General features: G+C 62.2%; 11 protein-coding genes. 2 read left to right on the top strand and 9 right to left on the bottom strand.

Going from position 1 to position 16,243, the window contains the following annotated elements:
* Positions 1 to 115: 115 nt before the first annotated feature.
* The 5 genes from ACYQ11_RS01350 to ACYQ11_RS01330 form a co-directional block, all read right to left on the bottom strand.
* Positions 116 to 460 (bottom strand): hypothetical protein, encoded by a 345-nt coding sequence (locus ACYQ11_RS01350; protein ID WP_459921928.1) that lies wholly within the window; start codon positions 458 to 460, stop codon positions 116 to 118.
* The gene (locus ACYQ11_RS01345; RefSeq protein WP_459921927.1) at positions 457 to 933 is read right to left on the bottom strand and encodes a hypothetical protein; all 477 of its coding nucleotides are present in this window, start codon (positions 931 to 933) and stop codon (positions 457 to 459) included. The genes ACYQ11_RS01350 and ACYQ11_RS01345 overlap by 4 nt, the downstream gene beginning before the upstream one ends.
* Complete coding sequence (locus ACYQ11_RS01340; RefSeq protein WP_459921926.1) at positions 930 to 5,495, bottom strand: phage head morphogenesis protein; 4,566 nt, start codon at positions 5,493 to 5,495, stop codon at positions 930 to 932. Before ACYQ11_RS01340 ends, ACYQ11_RS01345 begins: the two co-directional genes overlap by 4 nt.
* The gene (locus ACYQ11_RS01335; RefSeq protein WP_459921925.1) at positions 5,492 to 7,096 is read right to left on the bottom strand and encodes a phage portal protein family protein; all 1,605 of its coding nucleotides are present in this window, start codon (positions 7,094 to 7,096) and stop codon (positions 5,492 to 5,494) included. Before ACYQ11_RS01335 ends, ACYQ11_RS01340 begins: the two co-directional genes overlap by 4 nt.
* 169 nt (positions 7,097 to 7,265) lie before the next feature.
* Complete coding sequence (locus ACYQ11_RS01330; protein ID WP_459921924.1) at positions 7,266 to 8,792, bottom strand: terminase large subunit domain-containing protein; 1,527 nt, start codon at positions 8,790 to 8,792, stop codon at positions 7,266 to 7,268.
* A 333-nt stretch (positions 8,793 to 9,125) separates the two neighbouring features.
* Between ACYQ11_RS01330 and ACYQ11_RS01325 the strand changes: the two genes are divergently transcribed.
* Both ACYQ11_RS01325 and ACYQ11_RS01320 read left to right on the top strand, forming a co-directional pair.
* Complete coding sequence (locus ACYQ11_RS01325; RefSeq protein WP_108100861.1) at positions 9,126 to 9,527, top strand: hypothetical protein; 402 nt, start codon at positions 9,126 to 9,128, stop codon at positions 9,525 to 9,527.
* Positions 9,481 to 10,440: a tyrosine-type recombinase/integrase gene (locus tag ACYQ11_RS01320; RefSeq protein ID WP_108100859.1), complete on the top strand. Its 960-nt coding sequence runs from the start codon at positions 9,481 to 9,483 to the stop codon at positions 10,438 to 10,440. Before ACYQ11_RS01325 ends, ACYQ11_RS01320 begins: the two co-directional genes overlap by 47 nt.
* A gap of 311 nt (positions 10,441 to 10,751) precedes the next feature.
* Here ACYQ11_RS01320 and ACYQ11_RS01315 read toward each other — a convergent pair whose 3' ends face one another.
* From ACYQ11_RS01315 to ACYQ11_RS01300, 4 genes are all read right to left on the bottom strand, one after another.
* Entirely contained in the window at positions 10,752 to 11,282 is a 531-nt protein-coding gene (locus tag ACYQ11_RS01315) for a hypothetical protein (RefSeq protein ID WP_459921923.1), read from the bottom strand.
* 84 nt (positions 11,283 to 11,366) lie between these two features.
* A complete protein-coding gene (locus ACYQ11_RS01310; protein WP_459921922.1) occupies positions 11,367 to 11,633 on the bottom strand; it encodes a hypothetical protein in 267 nt (88 codons plus the stop codon).
* Positions 11,630 to 12,487 (bottom strand): hypothetical protein, encoded by an 858-nt coding sequence (locus ACYQ11_RS01305; RefSeq protein WP_459921921.1) that lies wholly within the window; start codon positions 12,485 to 12,487, stop codon positions 11,630 to 11,632. Before ACYQ11_RS01305 ends, ACYQ11_RS01310 begins: the two co-directional genes overlap by 4 nt.
* A gap of 421 nt (positions 12,488 to 12,908) precedes the next feature.
* The gene (locus tag ACYQ11_RS01300; RefSeq protein WP_459921920.1) at positions 12,909 to 16,229 is read right to left on the bottom strand and encodes a CHC2 zinc finger domain-containing protein; all 3,321 of its coding nucleotides are present in this window, start codon (positions 16,227 to 16,229) and stop codon (positions 12,909 to 12,911) included.
* Positions 16,230 to 16,243 lie beyond the last annotated feature (14 nt).

Below are 16,243 nucleotides of genomic sequence, written 5' to 3'. Positions count from 1 at the left end.
TCCGGTTGATGCCGGTGGGCGGACGGTCCGCGTTCGGGGCGAACCCCGAACTCAGGCCGATAGCCCTGTCGCTTGGATACCTACCGGAGACCGTCGGAAAGTGTCGGAGGGGGAATCAGGAAACGCCGCCCGAGTTGATCCGGTCGATGACCGACCGGGCGCAAGATTCGGTGGACGGGTATTCGTCTGTTTGGATAACGGGACCGCGCATGCCGCGATATTGGGAAAGGGTGCCCTGGTGGTAAGCCAGAAAATCATCAGGGAGGCTGCGGACGCCTTGCTCCACCAGCTGGTTGACCACCCACTGAGCGTCTTCCTCGGCGTCCGCGTTTCCGGGCAGGAACTCGATCACCAGGTCCAACCCCGGGCCAGTACCCTGAACCCAGACTCCGATGGGTTCGTAACGCGGGTTGCGGATACGGTCGCGGAGCGCGTATTCGATCATGTACTTGAGCTTCATTCCCATTCCTCCGCAATGCGGGTGTGCTCGGCCAGAAGCTCCGCGTCGATCCGTTCGAATCGGTCCCGGTTTCCGGCCTTATAGTCTCGCCAGCGCTTCCAGTCCGCCGTCTCGTTGGGTTCCTGATCCGGGAAGATGAGCTCAATATGGAACCCGCGATCCCGATCATCGAGCAGATCGAGCAGGTAGGCGTCGTCCTGTGACCAGGAGACGACCTTGATTGTGTGGGCGTGCTGGAAGCCCTCGTCGTAGCCGAGCATTCTCAAAAGCAGCCAGAAATCGACACGCGTCACCTCGCCCCCGGCGTCGAAGTGCGGGGCTACACGGGTCACAGTGAACCCATCCACGAGTCCGACCCGGACCGGTGTCCGGCCTTTCTCCGCCAGCGTCATCCAGGAGCCTCCGGTGTTGAACGGCTCGAAAAGCGCCTGCAGACGGGCCTTCTCCTTTTCGATGAACTCTTTCATGCTCACCTCACCAGCACGATGTCCTCGACCTTACGGCCGTCGGGCAGTTTCATGATTTTGCGGTTGCGAAACACATCCAGCAGCCTTTGTTTTTCCCGCTCGCTTCCGACCACGATCACGTCGATGTTGTCCAGCAGGGTCACCGAGTACTTGAAGATCGTCTCGTTGCTGCCTCGGCGGGCGAACTGTTTCCACTCCTCGGGCGTGCTCCCTCGGTGGTTCGAGACGTATTCGTCCCTCACCCGTCCGAAGGCGTCGTGGTCGTAGCTGATGGCGTCCATGCGACGGAGCATTCTTTTTTTGAAGTAGAGCCCAGTGTCGGACGACCCTCCGGCCGTCGGGAGCTTCTTGATCCGGGTGAAGAAATAGCTCGCGCCGCCGGTGTCCATGTCCGCTTCCGGCGACATCCCGCCCACCGGAACACCGGCGCGCAGCTTCTCGACCGTGCTCACCATGGCTCCATTGTTTCCCAGCGCTGCATCGATGAACGACGCCACGTCTTCGCCGTTGGTCAAACGGTGGTGAAGGCCGTATCCCTTCATCTGCTTCTCGATGTCCGCGTCGGAAATGTCAAAGCGGTATTGATGTCTGTAGCCGGCGCGCTTGGCGGGATTCTTGAAAGCGGCCTGGTATTCACCCATGGGGTCGTAGCCTGGCATGCGGGTGATGTCTTTCACTCCGAGCCGTTTTTCCCAGAAGCCGCGTATCTCCCGGACCCGTTCCTCCTTGCCTGCCGCCCGGCGGTCCAATTCCTCGACCAGCCGCTTGTAGTCCGGCTCTCGGTCCACCTTGGCGAGGTAGGCTTGCTTGTGAAGATAGAGAAGTTCGGCGTCCTGAGGCGTGGCCGCGCCTGCCTTGATGCCCAGCGATTCCATACGTTCCATGGCCCGCTCGAGGCTCTTGGCGTCAGGTCTGTCCGGGAGAACCATCTCAAATTCGCCCTGCTGGGCATAGAGGTTCTTGTCCGACCAAGGGCGGTAGACGGCGCGCGTGCCGTCGCCGAAGTCGATTTCGTATTGCTCGCCGGCCTTCATGCTGCGGCTGCGGAAGAGCGCCGAGTTGTCCGCCGCCTCGTCCACGACAACGAGTTCGCCGTTCTTGAGCTCCCGTTTGGCCTGAAGCGCCTTTGTCCGCCGCACGGTGAAGGGAGCCTCCTTGGGTTTCTTTTCCGGCACGGCATGTTTCTTGAGATAGGCATCGAAGCGCCCGCCTACCGGTTTGTGTTCACGCGCGGCTTCCTGAACCTTTTCGATCCAGTCAATGTAGCTCCGTGCCATGGCCCGCTCGTCGGGATCGTCCGAGTCGGCCATGCGCTTCAAGGCTTTCAGGTGGTCCGTCGCTTTCTTGAGCGAGCTCTGGTTGTACTGCTGGTCCGTGGCGTGATGATTGACCGTCTTCACCGCGGACAAAATGTCTTGTGCGAAGACGTCCTGCGGCAGCGCCTCACCCACCCGGGCGGTCGCAGTATCGACTCCCACCTTGCGCAGCGCCTCCATGAGCTTGCCTTCCGCTTCGGGCCGAACCTTCATCTTGACCACGGTCCGCTGCTTTCCCTTCAAGGTCTCGACAAAGACCAGGGCGTTCTGGTCCTCGATGTCGTCCTCGTCGAAGGGCAGGACCTTCCCCTGCCAGCCGAGCGAACGGACCTCCTCAAGAAGCGCCTCTTCGGTCGGACCCAGGCGCGTTTTCGGCAGCGCCTCCAGCACATCCTCGAAGCGGAAATCCCGACGGCCCAGCGCGTCCGCATAGAAATGCTCGAAATCGCGGCGCAGGTTCCGCTTCCGCGCCAGGGCGGTGTCGTAGAAAGCCTGCTTCCGAAACTCGTCCCCTCCGAATCGTCCCTCGGCATAGGGACGCAGAATAGCCAGATAATCCTCATCAGCGACCTTCTCCACTTCGCGGATGTAGCGCAGGGTCGCCGCGGGATCGATTTTGACCTTGCCTTCCTTGGCGGCGCGGAAAACCGTATTGTAAAAAGGTTCTTGTTCGCCGTACTTGGCGTTCGGGTGATAGTCGACGGCCAGGCGGTCCTCGCCCAGGTATTTGAAGATCTGTCCTTTGTCGATGCCGTAGACATTCCCGTCTCGACCCCGCAGGAATTGCTTGGCGTGGCCGTCGTGATTGGAGATCAACCAGTCGACGACGTGCTCCCGCTGAATCTGCTCGATGTCGAGGGTGGTGAGGTCTGTGAGGTCCAATCCTGCGAAGTCGAAGCGATCTTTGAGGTCGGTCCGCCACTTCTGGATGGAGCCGAGGCGTCCATTCAGGCGGATGGTGCGGACTTCGACCGCGTCCGGATCGATGAGGCGTCCGATCTTGTAAGCGGCTTCCTCTCCATAGGCGATGAACTGGTCACCGGCCCGTTCAACCGGTTTGAAGAGCCAGCGGTCGCCGGCTTCATCGGTCCAGAACTCCTTGCTGTGCGCGCCGCCGACCTGCGCCTTGCCCGCGGACGTGAAGTTTCCTGATTTGCCCTTGGCGATCCAGGCCGCGTCCGCCTCCTCGAACTGCGTACCTTTTTTGGCGAAAACCGGCGGGGACGGCTGCGTCGGCTTCGGAGTCGGTGCGGGTTTCGCCGGTTCGGGTGTGGAGACCTTCTTTTTGCCACCGTGCTTTTCCAACCAGGCTGCGTGCTTCGTTTCGATGCCGGTCTTGGCGGCCTCGATCTTGGCCGGGTCGGTCTCCGTAAGCAGAGTGACCAGTTCGTCCTTGTTCGCCCACTGCCAGTGCTTGAGCTTGGTGTCCTTGGCCAGGGTCTTGAGGTCGCCGACCTTCATGGACGCGACCTGGTCCTGGAACAGCTTCTTCTTAAGGGCGAGCTCCTTGGCGTGTCCTTCGAGTATCTCCTGCGGCAGGCCGGGCGAAGCCGCGAGCGCCGATTCCGCATCTTTCACCGCCGAAAGGAAGTCGGCGTATCCTGCGGGGGACTCCGGCACGACCACCTTCGCCGCGGTCTGCTCGACGGCCAGCTTCGCCTTGTTGATTGCGGCCTTCTCGGCTGCTTCGAGAGCTTCCTTCTTGGCCTTTTCCGCCAGCTCCTCACCGGCCGACTTTTCCAGCGCCTTGACAAGCTGCTGCTTGTTCTTGAGCGGGCCGATGTGGTGCTTCTTCTTGGCGTCGATCAGAGTCGCGCCTTGGAGCGCCTTGTGATCGACGCCGGGTTCCAACTCGTCGAGCAGATCGATCACGTCCTGCTTGGTCATGTTGAGGGACACGCCCTTGGCTTTGACCATCTCCTGCAGCTCGACCACGGTGAGGTCATGCAGCCCGCCGCTCGGCGGAATTTTCTTGAACTGGTCCGCCAGTTGTTGCGCCTGCTTGAGGGACGCCTGTTTCTGCGCCAGGAGTTGGATCAGGTCGTCCTTGGTGCGGAGCAGGCCGATCTTATGTTCCTTGAGCTTGGCATCGAGCGCGGCTCCGGCGAGGCTGGAGTGGTCCACGCCCGGCTCCGCCGCATCGAGCAGCTTGATGAAGTCGGCCTTGTTCCTGGCGATGGAGACGCCGTTCTGCTTGGCCAGGGTCTGGAGTTGCTTCACGCTCAGAGTGTTCAGGTCGGCGATCTGTCCGCCCTCGAAAGCTGCCTTGAGCTTTGCGTCTTCCGCCGCCTTGGTCTTCGCCTGCTCTTCGATGGTCTGGGGCGGGATGATGCACGCGGCGGGTTCGTCCGCGGCTTTCGCCCCCAGCTCACCTCCGCAGATCACCAGCGGCCACGCGACCACGCTCGTGCAGCGACAGTTGGGATGGGCCGGTTGCTGGGGAAAGCGGTTCGTGTCGAACACCTTACTGTCCAGCGGCCCGCAGACCGGGCAGACCCGCTCGTCCTCCATGGTCATCCATTCGAGCCTCCTGACTCCGACCTTGTCGTGGAATTTGAGTCGCCCCTGGTTGTGGGCGCGCAGGACCTCCGTGCGGGCGATCACCTCCATGCGGTACTGCGCCTTGGTGAACACCTTGGAACCGGCATAACGGAAGGACTCCGGGTCTTTCACCACGCGCCCGAGGTCGCGGACGATGTCCTCCACGCCCTTGCCGGTGGCGACGCCGCCCATCACGACACGCTTGATGCCGTCGGCCAGCTCGCGGTTGACGTCGCCGGCCAGGACCAGGTTGTAGTTGGTCATGAAATCGAGGGCATCCGTATCCACCAGGGTGAACACTCGGGTGGCGAGCTTGTCGATACCCTCCGGGGTCAAGTCACGGTAAAAGGGAAGCTGCGCCGCGGCGAACTCGTCGATGCCGCGGTAGACGCCTTGGCGGAAGGATGTCTTGGCCGTCTTCCGGAAAAGCAGCGTCTGCTCCCGGTGCAGGCGGCTCGTGGTCTCCTGGATGTCGGTTTGCAGTTTCTTGAGGCCTTCGAGAGCGGCAAGTTTGTTGTCAGGGAGGGAGCCGAGGCTCTTGTAGCGGAGGATGGCGCGGCGCACCTCCTCCTCGGCGGCGGCGAGCATCGCGGTCAGCTCGGCGACCGTTTGCTCCGTATAGAGATTGCGGGTGCGGACGCTCTTCTCCGTGGCCAAGCGAATGGCCTCGGCTTGAGAGAGCGGAAGTTTGGCCGCGAGCGCGCCGATCATCCCGAGCACTCTCGGCACGCCGCCTGCAGGGACGCCGATTCTTCCTTCCGGTCAGAGCCGTGTTCCATTGCGGCGTTCTTTGGGTCGAAGAAGCGGCAGACCGGGGTATCGAAGGTGGTTTCGTTTCGCTGGACCCGGCAATGGTTGAGGTCGCCGTCGAAATGCGCGCAGTCGTCACAGACGGCGGCGATGCTTGCGCGGGCGAACGGTCCGGCCCACGATGCTTCGGCGCGGCTCCCAGCCGGGTTCTTCGCCGGGTCGAGGCCGAGCATCTCCTGGGCCGTCTCGACGCCCATGATCCCGGCGGTCACCATATCGACAATGGGCTTGATCTGCTTTTCGTCGAGCATGTCCACCGAGCGCTTCTCGGTCTCCCGGTTGGCGGCCTCGATGTCCGGGTCGAGGTCCATCTTGATTTGCAGGCTCGAACGGCTGATGAGCTTGCGGTCGTAGAGTTCGATGAGCAGGCGCTTGAAATCGACTGCGTCCGAGGGATCGAGGTCGTTGAACAGGAACTGGAGCGTCTTGTCTTCCCAGCCCTTGAGCTCCAGCCAGTCGTTGAATATCCAGTTCAGGATGATCCGGGCGGCCTGCTTGATCTCCCGGATCATCACCAGCATCTTCTGAAGGCTCACCGAAGCCGTGGCGAAGTTCGGGCCGTCCCCGGTCACCAGCGACCGCGAGAGACCAAGCGCCACGACGATGTCCTCCTTCACTTCCTTGACCTTGTCCTCGACGTTGAGAACCTGCCCCTCGGTGCCGTGGGTTTCGACCGTGACGTAGAAGGGGACGACCAGTCCGCTCTTGAGGTCCATCTTGTTGACCATGTCCCGGACCTGTTCGAGCATTTTCTGGTCGGGCATGACCATCTTCTGGCCGAACGCGCCGCCGACTTTGAGAAGCCTGAAAGGCGTGGCCCAGCGCTTGGCAATGGCCTGTTCGGCCCGGCGGTAATCGCGCAGAAGTTCGATGGACTGGAAAGCGGGAAGGACGAGCGAGTTGCCACGTGGAGAGAAGGCAGGCGCATCCCACTTGAGGTGGAGCACCTGCTCCACGGGCAGGTCCAGCCCATCCGACGCACTTGGATTATCCTCGGGGACCTGTATAACCTCCACGAGTTGTCCCTGGGCGTACTTGACCTTGACCGACACCGGGTTAACGCAGACCAGTTCCTCCAGGTCCTTGCCATCCTTGGTGTACCGTTTGAATCCGACGGCGTCGCCCTTGACCAGGAGTTGGAGAATCATGTCCTTGACGAACTCGGAGACGCTCAGGCGGTCGGACAGCTCTATGGCTTCCCATTTTACTTTTTCGTCGTCGCCCGCGATCTTGATCTCATCACCCACGGCGAAGGTGCGCCAGGAGTTGACGCAGTTCTTCACCAACGGCTCTTCGAGGTAATACTCCCAGGCCTTGCGCGCCCGGTCCTCCCAGGAGGCCGGGATCGCTTCGGAGGCGTTGATCTTGCTGAACACGGACGGGTCCAAGGCCGCGGCAGCGGCCAGTGGAACGAGCACCAGACCGTCCGCTGAAAGCGGCGTCGGCTCAGCGCCCGAATCGGAAGCCGGGTTGTCGGATGTCGGATTGGATCTTGTTTCCACCGGGGTCCTCTCGGTTTTTTGCCCTTGTGGGCGCAACATTCGCGCCGTGTAGCGGGGAAAGCCCGCCCCTGGGGTTATCTACCGGGGGCGGGGGAGGAACGTCGGTGGGCGGGATAGGGCAAAGCTTGGATGCTTCCAGGGGACGAAGGGAACAACGCGTCTTCCCTAATCAGATAAACACCGGGTCGGTCGTCAGCGGCACCAAGGAAACTGTCTCCTCGCCCACTAGGTTGAGGACGGACTGCTCCCGGGCCAGCATCGCGCAGCGCACTGCGTCTATGATGTGGTCGTTGCCCTTCGAATAGACGATGCGGCCATCGTGCAGCGTATAGGTATGGGTGGTGAACTGGTCCTCGATCTCCAGGTCCTCGATGGGGAACACGAGCTGGCGTCGCTGCAGCGCCCCGGCGATAAGGCTGGTCATGAATTCCTTGGTCCGCTTCCTGACTTCGTGGCCGTCGCGCACGGCCAGGGTGGTCATGCCCCCGAAGTCGTAACCGCGTAGCCGTCCCTGGAGAGCCAGGTCCTTGTACTTGTCCAGGGTCAGCAGTTCCTGCACGACGGCCATCCCGTTGCCGCCGTTGTCAACGCCGATGCCTGCGGCTATGAAGTAGCGATCCAGCAGGGCGATGGTCTGGGCGATGTGCGGATATGCCACGTGCTCCATGCGGACCCGCAGGGCCAGCTTGACGATCCTGCGCTCGGGCAGTTCGATCTCCTGGAACACGACGAGCTCCGTCGGATCGTTGGTGTAGCCCAGGTCGCCGCCGATCCAAAAGACGCCGGTCCGCGGCATGAGATTGAGCAGCATCTCCAGGCGGTCGTGGGATTCCTCCTCGGTGGCGCAGCCGCGCAGTTCCTCGCCGGTGACGACGACCTTCTGGTACTCGACCACGTCCTGTCGGCAGAGATTGAGGTGCTCGATGTTGAACGCGCCGTAGGAAGGCTTGCCGTGTTCGCCGGCCACCTCATGCTGCCAGCCCGCGCTGTCCCTGCCTCCGTAGAACTCCAGCAGCTCCGCCTCGCGCTCCTGGGTCCACGCCGGGTGCAGCCAGGAAGGCCAGCGGAAAACCCGGAACTGCGTCGAGCCGGTCAAGCGGTAATAGGTCGTGTCACGCAGGCCGTTGGGCGTCGAGTAGATGCGCAGTCTGCCACCCGCCTTCAGGCACTGGCGCAGGGCTTTCCAGGCCCGCTCGGTGAGCCACGCCCCTTCGTCCACCCATACCCGGTCCACATGCAGCGAGCGGAAGGCGTCGCCGTAAGCACCGGCGGGGCGGAAGTAGAGGATCGCGCCGTTGGTGAATTCGAGTCGGAAGTAGGGTTTGCGGTGTATCTTGGGCTTGCCGTACTTGGTGAGAGCCACACTGACCATGAGGTCCGGGTTGGCGTCGAGCTGAAATTCGATCTCCTCGATCAGCGTGTCGAGATGTCCCTGGTGGGGCGCTGCGACAAGTCCCTGACAGCCCCGGTTGGTGAAGGCGAAATGCAGGGCGTCCGTGGTGATGCAGACGCTCTTGCCCACATCGCGCCCGTCCAGGTGAATGATGTTCCTGTCCGGACAGAGCAGGTCCTCGGCCTGGTGTGGCCAGTAGATGCGTTGCCCACCGTCGCGGTTGCGCAGGTATCCCTGTCCCCAGAGGACCGGGTCCGCCAGGGTCTCCGCCAGCCTGCGCTCCTCGGCGGACATGCGGGCCATTAAGACGGCCTCGCCATAAAAAATCCCCAGGGGATCATTTTAAACAACATGGCCAATGATGCCGCCAGGATTGCAACCACAATCGCCCGCAATATAAGTTCCAATTCCTTTTTCACGAATGCCATCCTTTAACTGCGAATGCTTGTACATTCTTGCAAAAACCAATGGAACGCCTTGACTTCCGGCGCACACGAAGCCTGTATGTGAATGTGCGTAGAGCCTTGATTTACAATGACTTGAGCCGTTTGAAAGGAGGTGCCGAATGCGCGTTTTCGACGTCGGGACCATCCGGTCCGGGAAACCTGAAATCAGCGAACGAAAGGAGAACGAGTCATGAACGAGACCCTGCATCAAGCCGCCCAGGCCTATCTGGAACACCTGCGGACCCAGGGGAAAAAGGAGCGGACGCTCTACACCTACGGCAAGGACTTCGAGCAGATCGAGGCCTTTTTCGGTGCGGAGCGCAAGCTGTCCGCCGTCCTCATTCCGCACGTGGGAAAATTCTTCAAGTCCGATGCGCTGCTCAAACTGCCCAACGGGCGGGAGCGCTCCGCGCCCACAGTCGAAAAGACCAAGCGGGTGCTCCGCATGTTTCTGATCTGGGCCAAGGAAACCGGTCGCATCGACAAGCTGCCCCTGCCCAAGGACACGCCCATGGGCCGGAGCGCCAAGAAAGGAGGAGAGCGTAATGACGAACACGACACCATCGAGGCTCCGGCTGCTGAGCAGTCCTGAGCCTTCAGACGCGCGGCCCGGTTTCACCGAAGCCTTGGAAGCCTTCAGCAGAAGGCTTGCGGCTGAAGGACGTTCGGAAAACACCATCAGTGCATACCTGCGCGACCTCTCGTACCTGTCAGAGGCGCTCCTCCGGAGGCATCCGGGGATCGTCCCGGATGAGGTGACCAGCGCCATGATCGACGAGGCGCTGACCTCACCACAGGTAACGACCTCAGCCGGAGGTAGCGTCCGCTCGCCGGCGTCCATGCACCGGTTCAAGGCGGCCGTCCGGTCGTTCTTCACCTGGGCCGAGCGGGACGGAATCGTCCGGGAGAATCCGGCCGGGTCGTTGACCCTGCGCAGGCTTCCCCGGACTCCGCCCAAGTTTCTGACCGAGGCCGAGAAGCGCCGTCTGCTCAAGGAACTTCGCGGCAGGGCATCCTCGCTGGCAATCCGGGACCGCGTCATCATCGAGGTATTCCTCGGGACCGGAATCCGGCTGCAGGAACTCGTCGACCTTGACATCGAGGACGTGGACCTCGACGCCAAGCATCTCCGTGTGCTCGCCAAGGGCTCAGTCCCGCAAGTGAAGTTTCTAAAGTCCACTCTGCGCTCCCTCTTGCGGAGTTACCTGGCCGAGCGCCGACGCCGGGGCGACGGCGAATGCCGGGCCATGTTCCTCTCCAACCGCGGGGAGCGGCTCTGCGAGCGGCAGGTGGCCAGGCGGCTCGAGTATTGGCTCAAGGCCGCGGGCATCGACAAGAAGCTCAGTCCGCATGCGCTGCGGCATACCTTCGCCACCCACCTCTACAGCCGGACCGGAGATATCCTGGTGGTCCAGCGGGCCCTTGGTCACCGGGACCTGTCGACCACCCAGGTCTACACCCACCTCGTGGACGGCGCGCTGGAGGACGCCCTCGAGCGCCTCTGAGCCGCAACCGACCATGGAAGCCAAGCGGTCCACCAGGGCCGCTTTTCCATTCCCGGCTTCGGTCAGGCGCTCACAGAGGCAAGAGACAGTCAGCCTACAGTCGCGTCCCCGAACACATCCGCAGGCAATGATGCGGGCAGCATCGGAGCCTTCGGGAGCCGGGCGGAAGCATTGATTGAGAGAACATTCCGCTGACCGGCGGCTTCGTAATGTCAGAGAACACGTCTTATCCGACATTCCCAGGCCGGGGGTGGCCGCAAGTCCGCGTGTTTCGCGGGTCGCTGCATGGCGGGCGGTGGTGTTATCCGACCTCATTTCCGTGTTTTCCCTCTCGCGGTCGTTTTCCGGGCCGGTTTCTTCTGCGACTCCGCCAGCTTCTCAAGCAGAGCCGTGGCCCACTCAGCCGGCGTCGTCTCCGGTCCCTGGGATGCCTCGCCCTCACGGGCGATCTTGGTGGCCTTGAGGTCCTTGAGGTGGCAGCGGATCATCCGGTCCAGCCGCTCGGCGGCGTCCCAGTCGCCGGACTCCTGCGCCCGGCCCAGCTTGAGGAAGTAGACCGCCACCAGCTCGACCTGCATGAAGTCAGAGCTCTTGTTGAACACGAAGTCCTGGTAGAGCTGGCCGATGATGGCCTCGAAGAGAGGACGCTCCTCCGGAGAGAGGAAGCGGTCGGCGTAGATGCCGTGGCGCAGGCTGTTCTGGTTGCCAGGGACTGCGCCGCTGCCGGTCCGCGCTTTGGCGGTCTTGCGGACCTCCTGCTCGGACGCAGCATTGCGGTGCCAGCGTTTGAGCTGACCCGCGTCGTGTTTTCCAATCCTGGTTTTGGCCTTGTCGTCTGCCATGATCACCGCGTTTTTCGTTTCGGCATCTCGGGGTTCGGGGCGGAAGGCGGATTTCGCCCTCTTTCGGGGAAACCCCTTCGATACCTACCGGAGCGGATCGTGATGCGTCGGAGTGGATTCATCGCGACTCTGCGCCACGATCTGGCGCACCCGGCGCGACGTGACGCCGGAAAGCCGGGCGATCTCGCGGGTAGGCACGCCTTGCCCCTTGAGCGCCAGCACGAGCTTGCGGCGTTCCTCGTAAAAGCCCACGTCACTCGGCACCCAGAGGAGACCGGTGAAATGCCGTCGGACGGTGTCGAGCACCTCGGACGGCAGAACGTCCCTGGCGTTGGCATAGACTCGTTTCATGTTTTTGGATTCGTTCTCTTGAGCCATGGCTGATCCACGTCCGGGTTGTGGAAACGAAGACGGTTCTCCCGCGGGGGCGGGCCGATGATCTCGATGTACTGCCGGGTCACTTGGCCGATGCGTTCGTTGGCATCGACGAAACAGACGAGTCCGAAATCCTCGCCGCATGGGAAGCGGAACCGTCCCCGGTTCTGATAGAGCCGCGCCTCGGACCAGCCGAGGGAAATCGCCTGATCGCGGACGGCATCGACCTTGTCGATAGCCGATTGCGGGACCTTCTCCGTGAAGCGCCACTCCCCGTCCTTGGGGTAAAGGTATTGCTCGACAGCCGGTCCAGGGGGACATGCAACCGGAGAGACGGGTGCGGCACAAGCTGGACGGCTCTGGGCGGCCGGGTCAATCGCCGGCGGAGGATAAGTCTTGGGATCGAGGCTCCGAACGGCGGCGAGAAGCTCGTCCTCACCGAAACGTGCGACAGCCCATGCATGGATGTCGTTGAAGCGGATTCGCAACCCGTCGAAGGCGGCGGAATCGATTCGTCCCGCTTCCAGCGCTTTCTTGGCCAGCGCCATCTTGTGCCGGAGCCAGGCGTAGTATTCCGGGTCCAGACGGCGATAGCATACGCCGTCGATACCGACGTCACGCGCGAAGTGCCGGGGCCTGTCCGTTTCCCAGGAGTCCAGATTCGTGGCCGCATAGAGGGCGGTGCCATCGGGATCGGCGGTTTCCCGCGGGTCGTTGCGCTCCGCTGTTTCCGATGTCTCCGGCCTGGGGACATCGACCGACGGGTTGCTCGTATCGACCGGGGCCGATCCTCCGGCGGTCTGTTGCATCATGAGTTCGAGAAGGCTCACGTTTCCTGCTCCAATCGGGTGGTTTCCGTTTCATGGGATACCTACCGGAGCGGGGTCCGTACCGCCGGGATGCGAAGGTGCGAAGGTCAATGAATGCGGCTCGAACCTTCGCAGGGGACCTTCGCAGTCCTGTAGATGATTGATATTGCTGATAGATATGAAGAAGGAAGGAGAAGGTGCGAAGGGTACCGGGAGAATCACTCCCGCGCGGACCAAAAAAAACAACCGGTGGTCCGTCGGGAGACACTGGGTCACGACATGCGATATTTTTTTCTGAGTAAGGGGGGTGAACCCCTGAAACCCTTCGCACCTTCGCAGTGTCGGCGCAATATCTTGATATGACGATGTTTACTGGTGCGAAGGTCTTTCGCGGTTTGCGAAGGGTACCCTTCGCACAGGGGAGCGGCATCAGGGGAAAGGATCAGACGAGGTAGGTGATGTCGTAGGTGGCGGTGCGCCGGACGGAATGCTCCGACCGGTTGACGGCGATCTCGAACCCGGCCTGGCGGATGGTGTCCAGGTCGTTCGAGAACCGCTGGGCGAACTGCTGCACCGAGTTCATGCTGAACGACAGACCGAAATCCTTGGACAGCCGTTTGATGGCCACGAACAGGTCGCGGGCCAGAGCGCCCTCGACGGTCGTTTCGTTCCGGAAATCGATCTGGTAGCGTTCGAGGAAGGCCGCCTTGTTGGTCTTGGCGACGTTCAATGCGGTGCTCTCCCGGTCCGCTTCGAGCGCGTGCCGGTAGGCCTTGAAGAGCGCCGCCAGGCAGGTGGCGATGGGATTGGACTCGCGGGCGGTCTCGAGGCTGACGTTGTTGAGCGTGACGATCCGGCCCACAAACTGCGGATGGAGTTCTTCCAGCGCCCGGTCGATCACTTCCTGCTGCTCCCCGGCAAGCATCATCAGGTACATGAGGCTCAGGTAGTCGTTGCATCGCCGCTTGCTGTGGTTTCCGAGGCTCCGGTGCAGAAGCCGCATCACCTTCTCCTGAGCGCCGGCCCGAAGCATGGCCAGCAGGTGGCTCGTGCGCTTCATCATGGAAGAGACGATCAGGTCGCGGTGCTCCCGGAGTGCGGCCAGGATTTTGGCCTCGAGGAAACAGTCGCTTGCCTGCTCGTCCATATCGAAGCGGATGATAAACGAGCGGGACAGGATTTCGGCGAGCTCCCCTCCCAGTGGTTCGATGCCCGTGGTGTTGAGCAGGCACTTGGTCCGCTCGATGACCGTCTCGGTGTCCGTGCCGCTCTTGCGCTTTTCCTTGGCGATGCCGGTGATGCTGGTCAGGATGAAGGTCGTCAGATCCTCGGTCATCTGCTTGACCTCGATGTTGTCGAGGACGATGAGCGGGTTCTGCGAGCCGTCGGTGTAGTTGGCCGCATCGGTGCTTTTCTTCTGTTGGGGCTCGCCGTAGAGCAGGGCCGAGATCAATTTGCTCGCGGTGGTCTTTCCCGATCCCGCTGGCCCTTCGAACCGGGTCATGGGCCTCGTGCCGGCGAAATCGATCAAGAGGAAACAGGAAAGCCATGAGAGGATCAGTACCCGATCCCCCGGTGCGCAGGTGAGATTGTCGAGCAGCAGGTCCACAAGGAGCCGGTCGGCTTCCGCGGGATCGGCGTCAGGAAGGAAACGGATCGGTGCCATCTTCCGCGAACCGTCCAGGATGACGCCGTCCGCGTTGCCGCCGTTCTTGAGGATTTCGACTCCCTCCGGAGTGATCTTGGCGATCTCGTGGTCGGTGTTGTTCAGGTTGAAGTAGACCGTTTCCCTGGCCACGTCCGTGTGAAGCCAGGAAAAATGCTCCCGCACCTGTCCGCGCTCCACCGCCAGGTTTGACAGCACCTCGTAGAACGTGCGGCCGCCGCCGGTGGTCTGTACCATCCCGGTGTGCTTGTACATGAGGGACGCGTAGAGCCGCTTACGGCCCCGGTCGGGCGTATCCATCCACAAGATCGTGTCCTCGAAGAACATGAACGGCTCGCCCTGAGGCGTGCGGAAGAACCGAGCCCCGTGGGCGGCGAACCATTCGTAGGCGGCCTCGGCGGCAAGGGTGAAATCAGGTGAGCCGCGTTCTTCTTCGGTCGCAAGCAGGACTTCCTCGATCCGTGCCCGGCACGATCCGGGAGATGCATCCGATGAGCGCTTTTCCCGCTTCCGTTCCTGCTTGGCCTGGGACCTCTGCTCTTTTTGCACCGCCCGCACTTGCTCGCGCAAGGTGGCCAGCGAGAGTCCCGTCTTGCCGAACCGCTCCTGAATGAGTTTCAGATGGCGGTTCTGCTCCAGCGGGGAGAGGTATGCGGCTTCGCGCAGGATCGGTTCGAGCAGTCGGTTGCGCTCCTCCTCCGAGACGTCGGTAGGCAGATGGGAGATACCGAACTCCAAGGGCGTCTCGGCCTTCGCCAGCAACTCTTCGAAGTCTTGGGCGGAGTGACCGGCCACGAAGTAGTCGTTGACGTCGATCTTGGCTTCGGAGAGCAGGCGCTCGGCCTCGCGGATTTCATCCGGGGTCCGGCCGTCGAGGCGCTTGGTCAGTTCGCGGGCTCCCACCGCGGCGTCGAGACCGAACCGCTTCCGCAATTCGCGGCGGGCGTTCTCGCGTCTTTCGTCCAAGGGGAGAACGGCAAGCCGGGTCTGTATGCGGTGCTCGGAAAGGACCGCTGCGGTCTTGAGCGCGCCGTTCAACCCAGCCTGGGATATCTCGTTGTCCTGGCAGACGTAGACCGTCTTTACGTTGCGAAGGCGGGGCAGCAGCCGCTCCCAATCCGCCTCGCGGATACGGACGGTCACCGGCGACACCGCCGGGAAGCCATGTTCCATAAGCGAGATGCAGTCGGTCACGCCCTCGGTGATGATCAACCGCTCCGGGTCGGCGAGCAGACAGTCCTCGTTGTAGAGATGACTATTGTCGATGCACGGGGCTATGTGTTTGCGGGTGTTTTCGTCGTGGACCGGGAGTTTCTTGTATTTTCCTTGCTCCCATGGCTTGTCGGGCGTCCACGGTGTCTTGCGTCCGATCATGAAAACGACCCGACCGCGGCTCCAGTAGGGAAATACGATGCGCCGGTCGAAGAACGGATCGAGCCCGTCTTGGTTGGTGGGACGAAACGCGCCGGATGCGGCCAAGTCCCGCGGGGAGAAACCGCGTTCCTTGCAGGTCAACTTCCGGACGATGCCATCATCGCCGTCGTTGTCCGCGTAGCCGATACGGAGCCTGTCGACAGTCTCCACGGAAAGACCGTACTTGGACCGAAGCCATTCGAGTACCTCGGGGTTGTCCTTGAGCCGCCCGTGATAGTGTTCCGCCAGGGCCGTCAACACCTCATGGACCCGCAGTTCGACTAGGCGCTGGGCCTCCGCTTCCGCCAGTTCCTCTGGCGAGAGTCCGTGCTTGGCCAAAGACTGCAACCCAGCCTTGGCCGCGAGGAAATCGCGGGCATGTTGATGGCTTTCCGGCATGGGACCGGACTGGCCCCGCGTCACCCGGCCCGACTGGATGAACTCCACGAGCTGGAGCACGTCGCCGCCGACGCCGCAGCCGAAGCAATACCAACCCTGCTTGTCGAGCAAGACATGAAGGGACCGGTGCGACTGGCTGCTGTGGTTCGGGCAGTCGCATTGGAGCAGGCGGTCGGATTCATGCAGGACGTGAGCGCCGAGCAGTTCCCGCGCGACCATACCGATGTCGACCTCGGTGATCCGCCGGTAATACTCCCTCACGTTGTCCTGACGTTCGAATGCCATGCGCGCTCCGCTCC

The organism is Desulfatiferula olefinivorans (assembly GCF_054657895.1).
Note: the sequence above shows the minus strand (reverse complement) of the source record. Positions and strands in the feature narration are given on the sequence as shown.